Origin of the sequence: Bizionia myxarmorum (genome assembly GCF_008086205.1) — a bacterium.
GTDB classification, from domain to species: Bacteria; Bacteroidota; Bacteroidia; order Flavobacteriales; family Flavobacteriaceae; genus Algorimicrobium; species Algorimicrobium myxarmorum.
Map to the genome: position 1 here is coordinate 475,628 of NZ_VSKK01000001.1, position 12,985 is coordinate 488,612.

13 protein-coding genes are annotated in these 12,985 nt (G+C 34.6%); 2 read left to right on the forward strand and 11 right to left on the reverse strand.

Features of this window, described 5'->3' with window-relative positions:
- The first annotated feature begins 99 nt into the window (after positions 1 to 99).
- On the forward strand, positions 100 to 1,101 hold the full coding sequence (locus ES674_RS02170; protein ID WP_148402345.1) for an NAD(P)H-dependent glycerol-3-phosphate dehydrogenase: 1,002 nt from the start codon (positions 100 to 102) through the stop codon (positions 1,099 to 1,101).
- A 34-nt stretch (positions 1,102 to 1,135) separates the two neighbouring features.
- Here the strand turns inward: ES674_RS02170 and ES674_RS02175 are convergent, their stop codons facing one another.
- The 9 genes from ES674_RS02175 to ES674_RS02215 form a co-directional block, all read right to left on the reverse strand.
- A complete protein-coding gene (locus ES674_RS02175) occupies positions 1,136 to 1,474 on the reverse strand; it encodes a hypothetical protein (protein ID WP_148402346.1) in 339 nt (112 codons plus the stop codon).
- 85 nt (positions 1,475 to 1,559) lie between these two features.
- Positions 1,560 to 1,955: a hypothetical protein gene (locus ES674_RS02180; protein ID WP_148402347.1), complete on the reverse strand. Its 396-nt coding sequence runs from the start codon at positions 1,953 to 1,955 to the stop codon at positions 1,560 to 1,562.
- A gap of 333 nt (positions 1,956 to 2,288) precedes the next feature.
- Complete coding sequence (locus ES674_RS02185) at positions 2,289 to 3,707, reverse strand: efflux transporter outer membrane subunit (protein WP_148402348.1); 1,419 nt, start codon at positions 3,705 to 3,707, stop codon at positions 2,289 to 2,291.
- Positions 3,708 to 3,712: 5 nt separating this feature from the next.
- A complete protein-coding gene (locus tag ES674_RS02190; RefSeq protein ID WP_148402349.1) occupies positions 3,713 to 6,856 on the reverse strand; it encodes an efflux RND transporter permease subunit in 3,144 nt (1,047 codons plus the stop codon).
- Between the two features lie 19 nt (positions 6,857 to 6,875).
- A complete protein-coding gene (locus ES674_RS02195) occupies positions 6,876 to 8,000 on the reverse strand; it encodes an efflux RND transporter periplasmic adaptor subunit (RefSeq protein ID WP_148402350.1) in 1,125 nt (374 codons plus the stop codon).
- Positions 8,001 to 8,012: 12 nt separating this feature from the next.
- A complete protein-coding gene (locus tag ES674_RS02200) occupies positions 8,013 to 8,510 on the reverse strand; it encodes a GbsR/MarR family transcriptional regulator (protein ID WP_148402351.1) in 498 nt (165 codons plus the stop codon).
- A gap of 126 nt (positions 8,511 to 8,636) precedes the next feature.
- On the reverse strand, positions 8,637 to 9,653 hold the full coding sequence (gene pheS, locus ES674_RS02205) for a phenylalanine--tRNA ligase subunit alpha (protein WP_148402352.1): 1,017 nt from the start codon (positions 9,651 to 9,653) through the stop codon (positions 8,637 to 8,639).
- A gap of 91 nt (positions 9,654 to 9,744) precedes the next feature.
- Positions 9,745 to 10,152: a lipocalin family protein gene (locus ES674_RS02210; RefSeq protein WP_148402353.1), complete on the reverse strand. Its 408-nt coding sequence runs from the start codon at positions 10,150 to 10,152 to the stop codon at positions 9,745 to 9,747.
- Between the two features lie 167 nt (positions 10,153 to 10,319).
- Complete coding sequence (locus ES674_RS02215; protein ID WP_148402354.1) at positions 10,320 to 10,676, reverse strand: hypothetical protein; 357 nt, start codon at positions 10,674 to 10,676, stop codon at positions 10,320 to 10,322.
- 93 nt (positions 10,677 to 10,769) lie between these two features.
- Here ES674_RS02215 and ES674_RS02220 point away from each other — a divergent pair, with 93 nt between their 5' ends.
- On the forward strand, positions 10,770 to 11,321 hold the full coding sequence (locus ES674_RS02220; RefSeq protein WP_148402355.1) for a CvpA family protein: 552 nt from the start codon (positions 10,770 to 10,772) through the stop codon (positions 11,319 to 11,321).
- 115 nt (positions 11,322 to 11,436) lie between these two features.
- Here the strand turns inward: ES674_RS02220 and ES674_RS02225 are convergent, their stop codons facing one another.
- The gene (locus ES674_RS02225) at positions 11,437 to 12,063 is read right to left on the reverse strand and encodes a carbonic anhydrase (RefSeq protein WP_148402356.1); all 627 of its coding nucleotides are present in this window, start codon (positions 12,061 to 12,063) and stop codon (positions 11,437 to 11,439) included.
- Between the two features lie 147 nt (positions 12,064 to 12,210).
- On the reverse strand, positions 12,211 to 12,984 hold the full coding sequence (locus ES674_RS02230) for a tetratricopeptide repeat protein (protein WP_148402357.1): 774 nt from the start codon (positions 12,982 to 12,984) through the stop codon (positions 12,211 to 12,213).
- Between the last annotated feature and the right edge of the window lies 1 nt (position 12,985).

The window sequence follows — 12,985 nt, forward strand, 5'->3', positions numbered from 1 at the left end:
AATTCAAAACGCGTGCCAAAATGAATAAAGCGGTTTCCGTGAAAAGCGATAAAGCATAAAATTTTATGTATTTTTGAATTACTAAATGCACCTATTGTTATGAGTAAACCTTTAAAATATGCTGTTTTCGGATCTGGAAGTTGGGCCACAGCTATTGTAAAAATGCTTTCTGAAAATTTAGATGAAGTAGGTTGGTACATGCGAAGTGTCTATACCAAAGAGCATTTGCTTAAGGAATATCATAACCCGAGTTATTTAAGTTCGGTAGAATTTAAAGTGGAACACTTAAAATTAAGCAATGATATTAACGAGATGGCGGAATACGCCGATGTGTTGATTTTTGCTATTCCTTCAGCTTTTATGCACAGCGAGCTAGAGAAATTAACAGCAGATGTTTCCAAAAAAACTATTGTTTCCGCCGTAAAAGGAATTCTTCCAGAATCCGGTTTATTGGTTGGTGAGCATTTTCATGATATTTATAATATTCCTTTTGAAAACATAGCAGTAATTGCCGGTCCTTGTCATGCTGAAGAAGTAGCTTTGGAACGTTTATCTTACCTTACTATTTCTTGTGCTGATCCTGAAAAAGCGACAGAAATTGCTGATAAATTGTCTAGCGATTATATAAAAACAAAAATTAGCGATGACATTATTGGTACAGAATATGCCGTGATGCTGAAAAATATCTATGCTATTGCTGCCGGAATTGCTCATGGTTTAGGCTATGGTGATAATTTCCAGAGTGTACTAATGAGTAACGCCATTCGGGAAATGAAGCGTTTTATTAAGAAAATGCATAAAATGAAACGTAACATTAACAACTCCGCTTATCTAGGCGATTTATTGGTTACGGGTTATTCTGTATTTTCCAGAAACCGTATGTTTGGTAATATGATTGGCAAAGGGTATACCGTGAAATCAGCTCAAATGGAAATGAATATGGTAGCTGAAGGTTATTACGCCACTAAAAGTGCCCATTTGCTGAATGAGAAAAATAAAAGTAAAACTAAAACCCCAATTATTGATGCGGTCTATGCCGTTTTATATGAAGGGAAAGATCCAAAAGCCGTTTTTAAGAAATTAACGGATAAATTGGATTAATCGACTTCCAATCACTTTTTACTGGTTAACATTCTTATTTTGATTGCATTCGAACGAGGTGAAAAATGGAGAAAGCTAAACTCATAACAAATAGAAAAATAGCATAATTACGAGTAGACTTACTAAATTTATAGGCTTTTACGCTGTTAAAATCTTTCTTTCTGAAAAGTATATATAAACTAGTTAGGATTCCTACCCATGTAAAAGATGGAATAACTAATACAATTTTTATCCAAATTGGTAAGTTGTGTTCTGGATCATTTCTTTTATAAAAGATTAAGAGAAATGGAAATACTAATAATGCTATAAGCATCACCACAATTAGAATTATTTGAAATGGCCCGATGGCTAAAATGGTATTTGTTAAAGTCATTTTTGCTTTTATTATTTAATGTTTCCTATATAATTTAACAATAATAAGGATTTAAATAGGAGATTCCTGCCTTCACAGGAATTATTTACTTCACCAAAACCCCTTTAACATCCATTAAAGGAATAGCTTGTAAAGCATTCAAATTAATGGTGTTTTTTCTAAATAAATACGTTTTATCAAACATGGCATTTCCTTCAAAAAAAGTGACTTTAAACTGGTTGTTTAAGGCGAAAAGTTCTTCTTGAATTAATTCTATTTTCGCAAAACTTTTGGCTGGAAGCGTATCTATTTTCTTTCGAAATGTGGAAGTTATTTTATCGTCGGAATAGCCATTGGTAACAATGATTACAACATCTAAATCTACTTTTTTATCGTTGATAATATAGGCGTTCCAATCTTGGGTTTTGTAAACAGTATTATACTCGTTTACAACGGCTACGTAAACACCTTCTACCTTCGGGATTACTATATCTTTTTTCATTAATTGGGTTTTAAGTGTTAATCGGTTTCAATTTTATCAGGATTTATTAAAACAGCTCTTCTTGCATGCAAAAGTAAAAAACTATTCAAATAAACTATCATCTTTAAATGCTACATTATTTAGGCAAGACATTTAAAGTTTGGCAACCAAAGCAAGGTCCGCATCAGGTTTAGGATACTATTTTTTGATGCCAAATAAAAACGCGGGCTTGAAATATTTTGAATATTCAAACCCGCGTTTATAAAGTGTAATTATTTTTTCAAAAGCATCTGATTCACGATGCGCTTGAATGTTTTAAATTTTTAAGCGAAATAATTCTATTAAAGAAACCTATTATTTCCAACCACCACCAAGTGCTCTGTAGAATTTAACTACAGACAATAATTGGTCTAAACGGTTGTTAATAGTATTTAATTCGGCAGTTAATGCGCTTTGTCTAGCCGTTAATAAATCTAGATAATTGGCATAGCCATTGTCTAATAATGTTTCTGAATTACGTTCCGCACTGCGCAACGCTTCTACTTCATTTTCTCTAAATTGGAACTTATCAGCTTCTGCTTGGTATTCATATAAAGCGTCAGACACTTCTTTACCTGCAATTAATAAGGTGTATTTAAAGTTTAAAAAAGCTTGTTCTTGTTGTGCTTGTGAAACTTCATATTGCGTTCTAATTTTCCGTTGATTAAAAATAGGCTGTGTTAAACCACCTACTATATTGGAAAAAAGTGAGTTGGTATCAAACCAATTATTGAACTCTAAACTTTGAAAACCACCTGAAGCGCTCAAGGTTAAAGATGGATAGAAGCTCGCTTTGGCAACATTGGTCATTTCAAAAGCTTGGATAAAATCATTTTCCGCAGCAACCACATCTGGTCGGTTACGCAATAAAACGTAGGGTACACCCACTTTCATTTCGGCTGTAATTTCCTGTTCGTCCAACGTGCTACGCTCATAACTTTGAGGTTGTTTAGCCAATAAAATACTTAAAGCGTTTTCGGTTTTAAAAATTTCACGTTCAATATCAATTTGAAGTGCTCTAGCATTATTATACTGCGCCACGTTTTGATCTACAGCTACTTGAGTTACCTGACCGGCTTCCTTTAAAGCTTCAATAGTTTCCACACTATTTTTGCGAGATTGAATGGTTTGCTTGGTTATTTCTAACTGGGCATCCAGGGCAATTAAGGTATAATAGGTACTAGCAATACTTTCAATTAGGCGTGTTTTTACAGCTTGATGTGCGGCAATACTTTTTAAATAACCCGCTTGAAAAGCACGTTTATTACTTCGTATTTTTCCCCAAATATCCGCTTCCCAAGATAAATTGGCAACCGCTTCATACTGTTCAATGCTACCACTAGAAAGAGCACCAAACTGACTGTTTTTAGATTGCTCTTGGTGTGCCACTGAAGCACCAGCACTTATGGTTGGTAAATAACCAGCTTTTCCTTGTTTCAAATAGGCTTCACCAGCTATTATTTGTTGAATGGCGATACGAATATCAATATTATTCTGTAAACCTTCTTCTATATATTGGATTAGATATGGATCTGTAAAAACTTCTTTCCACGAGACATCTGCCATAGACATAGAGTCGGTTTCCAGTTCATCAGTTCGGAATAAATTTTCCGTTTGATCTTCTAAATCGGGACGTTCGTAATCTTTTGAAACCAAACAGCTTTGCATGGTTATGGCTAGCAACGCCAACACCACAACGCGAGAAATCCATTTTTTATTTAAAATTGCTTTCATTTTCATTATTCTTTAATTTCTTTATTTACGACTACTGGTGCTCCAGATATTTTTTCTTGTAACCATTGGAAAAAGATGAACAAAATTGGAATTACAAAAACTCCTAAAACAGTTCCTATCAGTAAACCACCAACAGCTCCCGTACCAATAGAACGGTTACCTGCTGCACCCACACCACTTGCTATTACTAGAGGTGTTAATCCAAGAATAAAGGCGAATGACGTCATTAAAATAGGACGCAAACGTGCTTCTGCACCATTTATGGCCGCGTCCAAGAGCGACTCGCCATTTCGACGCCGCTGCAAGGCAAACTCCACAATTAAAATAGCATTTTTAGCTAACAGACCCAGTAACATAATAAGTGCAATTTGGAAATAGATATTGTTTTGCAAACCTGTAAGTTGCGTGACAATATAAGCTCCAAAAACACCTAATGGCAAGGATAATATAACCGAGAATGGTATTAAATAACTCTCATATTGTGCTGCCAATAAGAAATAAACAAAGACTAATGATAATATAAAAATAGTTGTTGTTTGGTTTCCAGCGCTAACTTCTTCACGGGTTAGCCCTGAATAAGCAATGGTATAATTACTTGGTAATGTTTGAGACACTTCTTCAATAGCTTTAATAGCATCACCAGAACTAAAGCCAGGATTAATGGCGGCATTTAAGGTTACAGAATTAAATAAGTTGAAACGTGTTACAGACTGTGGACCATATACTCTTTTCAAATTAACAAAAGTGGTAATTGGTGTCATTTCGCCCGTGCCGGTGCGAACATAAAGTTTACCTAAATCGCTTTCTTGAGCGCGATCTTCTGGCAAAGCTTGCACATATACACGGTATTGTTTACCAAATCTGGAGAAATCGGCAGCAAAAATACTTCCTATATAACCTTGAAGGGTTGAGAAAATATCGCTAATTGGAACACCCAGTTCTTTAGCTAATTCAGCATTCAGTTCTATTTCATACTGCGGATATTTAGTATTAAAGGAAGATTGCGCATATTGAATTTCCGGACGTTGGGAAAGCTTAGCCGCAAATTCTTGAGTTATATTATCCAAGTCGGTAAAACTTCCTCCAGAGCGGTCTAATAAATTCACTTCCACACCGGCAGAATTCCCAAAACCTGGGATACTTGGTGGTGAAAAGAAGATGACGTTAGCTTCTGGAATTTGCGCAGCAGCAGCAAACATTTTCCCTGTAATACTAGCAACAGAAAGTGAATCTGCTTCACGGTCTGACCAATCATCCAAACGGATAAAACCAAGACCGAAGTTACTACCAGCACCTCCTAAAAAGCTTCGTCCTTCAATAAGGGATCCACCTTTAACGCCAGGAATTTGTTCTAATTTTTTATATAAATCGACGTTAACTTGATGGGTTCTATCAATTGATGATCCCGCAGGAAGCTCCACGTTTACGAACATAATTCCTCTATCTTCATCTGGTACAAACCCTGTTTTTAAGACAGAAGAAGACCACCAGATAGCACCTACTGATAGAATTAATACAACAACCGTAATCCATTTGTTTCGGTACAAAAAGTGAACTGATTTTCCGTATTTTGTAACGGTAGCGTCAAAACCTCTATTGAAACCATCAAAAAAGCGGCCCATAAAGTTTTTCTTCTTTTTGGACTGTTTTTCATCATGACCTTTTAAAAATAAAGCACATAATGCCGGACTTAAGGTTAAGGCGTTTACTGCAGAAATAATAATGGCTACAATAAGCGTTACACCAAATTGTTCATAAAATACACCGGTTGGACCTTGAATAAATGTTACTGGAATAAATACGGCGGACATTACTAAAGTAATAGATATAATAGCGCCAGAAATATCATGCATGGCCTCTACTGTCGCTTTTTTAGGATCAGTTTCACCTTCATCAATTTTGGCATGCACCGCTTCTACGACCACAATGGCATCATCTACTACAATACCAATGGCTAAAACCAGGGCAAAAAGCGTTAACAGGTTTATGGAATAACCGAAGAGATTCAAAAAGAAAAATGTACCAATAATAGATACTGGAACGGCGATGGCCGGAATTAAAGTAGATCTAAAATCTTGTAAGAAAATAAACACCACTAAAAACACCAGTAAAAATGCTTCTGCCAACGTAATAACTACTTTTTCAATGGATGCATTTAAGAAGTTGTTGGTATTATAAGGAACAAAGATTTCGATACCTTTTGGTAAATCAGCTTTGATTTCCTCCAGTTTTGCTTCAATTTCTATAATAATATCTCGCGCATTGGATCCTTTTGTTTGGAAAATTCCCAAGTTTACCGCCGGTTTTCCATTGGTAATGGAACCACCAGAATAGGATTGTGCACCCAATTCAATATTAGCAACATCTGATAATTTTAGAAACTGTCCGTTGCCAAGTGCTTTAATAATGATGTCACTATATTGAGCCTCTGTTTTAAAACGCCCACCATATTTGATAACATAACTAAAAGCTTCTCCATCATTTTCACCAAAAGATCCGGCAGCAGCTTCTAAACTTTGCTCACGCAAAGCGGCTGTAACATCTGTTGGGATTAGGCCATAAGCAGCCATTTTTTCTGGTTGTAACCAGATACGCATAGCGTAATCTTTGGAACCAAAAACGTTAACATCACCAACACCGTCTACCCTTTGTAAATCTGGAATAACATTAATTTTTAAGTAATTCTGGATAAACGTGTCGTTATAATCCGGATTTTCACTGTAAAAAGACATAAACATCAAGGCACTGGTTTGCTGCTTTGACGTGGTAACACCTGTTTGAAGTACGGCTTGAGGCAATTGCGAATTGGCTCTAGCCACACGGTTTTGAACGTTTACCGCGGCAATATCTGGATCTACATCTTGATCAAAATATACCGTAATGGTGGCGGTTCCTGTATTGGAAGCATTGGAGGTAATATAAGTCATCCCTTCCACTCCGTTAATTTGCTCTTCAATAGGAATAACAACACTTTCCAAAATAGTTTCAGCATTCGCTCCAGGATAACTGGCATTTACAGAAATGGTTGGAGGTGCAATATCTGGATATTGGGTAATAGGTAATGCGGTAAGACCAAGGATACCCAAAATTACAATGATAATGGAGATAACCGTTGAAAGTACGGGTCTTTCTATAAAAGTTTTTAACATGATTTCTTATCTTGATTGATTATCTGAATACTTTTTCAATAGGTTTTGCAATACTATCAAAAGGTACTTCCATAGGTTTAATTTTAGTATCACCTCTTAATTTCGCAACTCCTTTAGCCACAATTTTATCACCTTTTTGTAGTCCGTCAGTAACTACATAAACATTTTCTACATCAGCTAAAACAGCTATACGTGATGAAACAGCCATATCGTCTTCACCTACTTTATAAACATAGTAACTACCTTGTTGCTCGTAGGTGGATTCTTTGGGAACCACTAAAACATCTTTATACGTTTTAGGAACTCTAATTTTTCCACTATTTCCATTAGTTAATAATCTTGAATCGTTTTCAAAAACGGCACGAAATGAAATAGAACCTGTGTTGGAATTTACTTGAGAATTAATGGTTTCAATCGTTCCTTCTTTTTCATAAATGCTTCCATTGGCTAAGATTAAAGTTACTTTAGGAAGATTTTTAATTTTTGCTTCAACATCTGCACCTTCTGCTTTCTGAATAAAATCAAGATATTCTCTCTCATTCATAGAAAAATAGGCGTAAACTTCACTAATATCAGAAACGGTTGTTAATGGTTCTTGACTTGTTGGACTTATTAAAGTTCCTTTACGCAACCTAACAGCGCCTACAAAACCATCAACAGGACTTTTAATGTTTCCATAATCTATATTGGCACCAATACTATTATAAGAACTTTGCGCCTGTTGTAGTTTGGCTTTCGCCGTTTCTAACTGAACGTTGCTAATAATATTTTTCTCTACTAATGGCTTTAATTTATCTACCTCAACTTGAGCCGCATTAACGTTTGCTTTTGCTGCAGCAGCATCTTGGTTAAGCGACTGCGTTTCTAACTTGAAAAGCGTCTGACCTTTTTTAACTCTCTGACCTTCATCTACTAGCACATCTGTAATATAACCGGAAATTTTTGCACGCACCTCACTGTTGTTCACACCTTCAATACTGGTTGGATATGTCGTATAACCTGTTATTGTTTGCTGTGGAATTACGGTAACTTGAAAAGGGGCCGGACCTTGAGCTTGTTGTTGAGTTTCTTCTTTGTTTCCACAACTAATAAGTGCAAAAACGATTGCACAAGGCATCAGGATTTTAAAAGTGTTTTTTTTCATTTTCGGTTATGTTTAAGATTTCATTGCAGCTACTTTGGATCTTAGTCCCGACATAGATGCCATAGCTAGATTTAAATAATTAATGTAATTTTCGTGATAGGTTAAATCGAATTTTAGTTCGGGAGTCGTGCTTTCTAAACTGTTTATCTGTATTTTATAATCAGTCATTTCTTCATGAAGTTCTTTTTCTAATTCCCATTTCGTAACCATGTCATCAATACTTTGCATTAAAGTATCGGCATTAACGGTGAAATACTTTTTCCGATCGCCTATTTTTGTGAAATAGGAAATTTTGTGAGTATCCTGCAAATGGTTTAAATGGGTTGAAATGGTGCTTTTACTAGCACATAAATCGGTGACTAAATCTTCAAAAGTTACGCCTGCCTTTCCTGTTAAGATAATAAAAGCCAAAATCCGCGCACCAACGGGCGCTAACTGCTCGGTGTGTTCAAAATGAACGCCCAACTTTTCTACTAGTTGGTATTTCTTTTCTTTTAACTTCTTTTCCATTTCTAAATATAAGAGTGCAAAAATAAGTCTAGTTCGGATAATTCCGAACTAAACGAAGTTAAAAAAATGTTAAATAAAAAAAAGCCGATATCAAATCGGCTTAAAGTATATAATTCTGTACTGTGTTTACAAAGCAGATTTAAATTGCTCTAAAAAACGCACATCGTTTTCACTTAGTAAACGGATATCGCCAATTTGATGTAACAACATGGCTATACGATCAATTCCCATTCCGAAGGCGAAACCAGAGTATTCTTTAGAGTCGATTCCGCAGTTTTCCAACACATTGGGATCTACCATACCACAACCCATAATTTCTAACCAACCGGTTCCTTTTGTAATGCGGTGATCGGTTTCGGTTTCCAGTCCCCAATACACATCTACTTCGGCGCTAGGCTCTGTAAATGGAAAGTAAGATGGACGCAAACGTATTTTAGATTTTCCGAACATTTCAGTTGTGAAATATTGTAACGTTTGTTTTAAATCAGCAAAACTGACATCCTTATCAATGTATAAACCTTCTACTTGGTGGAAAAAACAATGAGAACGGGACGAAATAGCCTCGTTTCTATAAACGCGACCCGGAGAAATAGTGCGAATTGGTGGTTTATTAGTTTCCATATAACGCACTTGTACTGAACTAGTATGTGTACGCAATAAAATATCAGGATTTGTTTGAATAAAAAACGTATCCTGCATATCACGTGCTGGATGGTATTCCGGCAAGTTTAATGCGGTAAAGTTATGCCAATCATCTTCGATTTCTGGGCCTTCGCTGACGTTAAAACCTATGCGTGAAAAAATATCGATAATCTGATTTTTTACTAATGAAATAGGATGTCTAGCACCAATTTCAATAGGCTCACCCGGACGCGATAAATCATTATAAACGCCAGCAACTTCTTTACTTTCCAAATCGTCTTTTAAAGCAGCAACTTTTTCTTCAGCCGCATTTTTAAGGGCATTTATAACCTGACCAAATTCTTTCTTCTGATCATTGGCTACGTTTTTAAACTCCTTAAAATAATCGTTAAGCACCCCTTTTTTGCCCAAAAATTTAATTCGAAAAGCTTCCACCTCATCTTTGGATGTGGCTTTAAATGCTTCCGCTTCGGCAATTAATTCTTTTATCTTATCTATCATGATGTCATTCAAAATGAGTGCAAATTTATGAATTAAAAACACAAAAAACTCCTTGCTATAAGGAGTTTTTTGTAAAATATGCTTTCGTTTATTATTGTTTAATGTAAACTTCTCTATAAACGGTACCACCATCTACCTCATCAAAGTACATTCTGTTTTCTTCAAATTTTATTTCTTCGGTATATGTTTCACCATCAGAAGTCAAAGAATACATACCATTACCAAGGTTTAACCATGTTCCAGTTTCAGTATTAGTTAAATCACAACCTCCATTAACATTTGCTTGATATCCATTAGTTGTAAAAGTTCCGCTGCCATCAACTATAATTGTGTCTTCATAATCACAAGTGTCATAAACAACTTCAACGCCATCTTCAAAAGCTTTGTAAAATTTCCAAGTCCCAACAAATGATTCTTGAACTGTTGCAACGTCGTCATCACTACTACAAGATGAAACTGTTAAGGCAAGGACGCTTAATAATAAAATTAATTTTTTCATGTTTTTGTTATTGATTTTTAAGTGATCGGCGAAAATAATATTTTCTCTCAAAAAATAATGCTTTTATAAATTAAAAAAATAATTTTTCGATGAAGTGCAATTGGTGAAAATATTCAGTTAAAAAAATTAAAGATGTTGAGCTTAGTATTTCTGGTTGAAAAAACTCCTTATTCAATGTATTTACACTCTATAAAGTAACTTACAATAGCCTCTTTCATCAATACACTTTGCTCGCCAGCTTTTAAGGTTGGTAAATGCTCTTTTACTTTATAATGCGGCCATTTATCTTCATCAAAATAATCAAATTCGTAATAACCATAAGGTTCTAACAGTCTGCAAATAGCAATATGCATTAAATCTAATTTATGGTCTTTTTTAAACTTTCTATCCAATTGACCAAGTTCCTGAACACCTATTAAATAAATAATAGCATCCAAATCTAATTTATCACCATCGGCAAATTGTGCAGAAAGTTTTTCTACAACCAATTCCCATCGTTCCTTTAATTGTTCGTCTCTAGACATATATAATTACTGCAAAAAGCAGGGATATTTTCGTTAAACTTAAAATATAATTGTCGCAAAGTTACTTTATATTTGTTGAAATTCTTCTGTAATATGACCGTAATTGATATCATTTTAGTAGCGTTTTTAGGTTTCGGACTCGTGCGTGGCTTTCTAAAAGGATTTTTTGTTGAAATAGCGTCTTTAGTGGCTTTGGTTGCTGGAATTTACGGTGCCATTCACTTTAGTTTTTATGCGTCTGAAATGCTAATTGAGTATGTAGAATGGGAGGAAAAAACGGTAAATATTGCCGCTTTTGCTATCACGTTTATTGTTATTGTTTTAATCATTGCTTTGGCAGGAAAAGCCTTAACTAAATTAGCAGATTTTGCATCTTTAGGTATTTTAAATAAATTATTAGGTGCTTTTTTCGGGTTGATTAAAATGGCATTAATTTTAAGTGTATTACTCAATGTTTTTGATGCCATGAATACTAGCATTAGCCTTGTAGATGAAGAGCATACCAAAGATGCGCTACTTTATAAGCCTGTAAAATCTTTGGCTCCTATGATTTTTCCGTTTGTGATTAAATCGGCGGCTGATGAAGACATCGAACTAAAGGATATTTTAGCTTTACCGAAAGGTGAAACTGAAATTGAAGAATAACTTGAAAGTCTTGGCTATCTATATAAAATCAGTGCAAGGTTTTAATAAAATTGCTCTAAACATTTAAAACTATCTTATAAAAAAACCGCTTCAATTATGAAGCGGTTTTTTCTATTTAATCCAAATGATAAATCTCTTGAATGTCTTCTAGATATTTAACAAAATCAATTTCTAAATCAATTAATTTCCCAGTATGAATATCAAATACCCAACCGTGAACCACTAATCCACGATCACGAATAGCTTTTTGCACAGCAGCTGTTTTAATGAGGTTTACACATTGCTCTTTTACATTTAATTCTACTAATTTATTGTAGCGTTCTGCTTCGTTTTCAACAGCATTTAATTCTACCCTATGAATTCTATACACATCACGAATATTACGTAACCAAGGGTTTAATATACCTAAATCTGCGGATTGCATAGCCGCTTTTACACCGCCACAACCATAATGTCCGCAAACAATAACATGTTTTACTTTCAATTGATCTACAGCATAATTAATAACGGACATCACATTAAGGTCTATACTTATAACCATATTAGCAATGTTTCTATGTACAAAAACTTCGCCAGGAGCTGCCCCCATAAGTTCTTCGGCAGTCACCCGACTATCAGAACAACCAATGTATAGAAGTTCCGGATTTTGACCATCAGCTAATTCTTCAAAGTAATTTGGATCGGTGTCCAATTTGTTCTGAATCCATACTTTGTTATTATCGAAAACTGTTTTTAAATTCATAAATCTGAAAATTTAGCCATTTTTTAATGCCTATAAATATATTAAAAAAAGTGTCTACAAAACTGAAATAGAAATAATATGAATGCTCTTTAATTTATAATCTGCAGACTATGAATAAGATATAAATTATTTTTTTAGGAGATATAATTAAAAGCTACGCAACAGTTTAATATCCTTCGCGCGAATCCATCCTGTTTTACCATCGGTTAATTTAATTTTCTTCCAACTATCAACCGTGTCTACCACTTGTACTTTGGTACCTTCATGAAGTATAAAAGCTTCTGAACTTCGTAAATTAGGTTCGTTTTTTATTTGACTTTCTTGTGCAAATACAATAGCTGGATTATCGCTTTTATCCAATTCATACTTATTAAAAGCAGAAACTAATGATGCTAGCATTAAAAGAATAAATACAGAACCAAAGGTAAACGAGAAACGTTTAGTTCGTGTTCCAAATGACATATAATAATTTATAAATGAGAAAACGGCTAATAGCACAAAACAAATGGCCATAATAGCCCACGCATCAAAACTAATAGCATGAGATACTTGATTAATAACTTTTGAAATACCTACTTCAGGAACCACATCAATAGCATCTAAAGTCATATTATTAGCAAACGCCATATTCTGTTTAATATCGGCATCATTTGGTGCTAAATGCTGTGCTTTTTCATAGTAATAAATACTAGGAGCAATATGATTTAATTTATAATGTGCATTGGCTAAATTGAAATATAACTCCGCAGAATGCATATCTGTATCTAAAATTTGATCATACTTTTCAATAGCTTCTTCGTATTTTCCATCATTATACAAAGCATTTCCTTGCTCAAATAATTCGGTGTTTTGAGCAAATGAAAACAGGCTTAAAAAAGCAAACACTAAAGAGAAAAAATATGTTTTTTGAAGATGTATCATT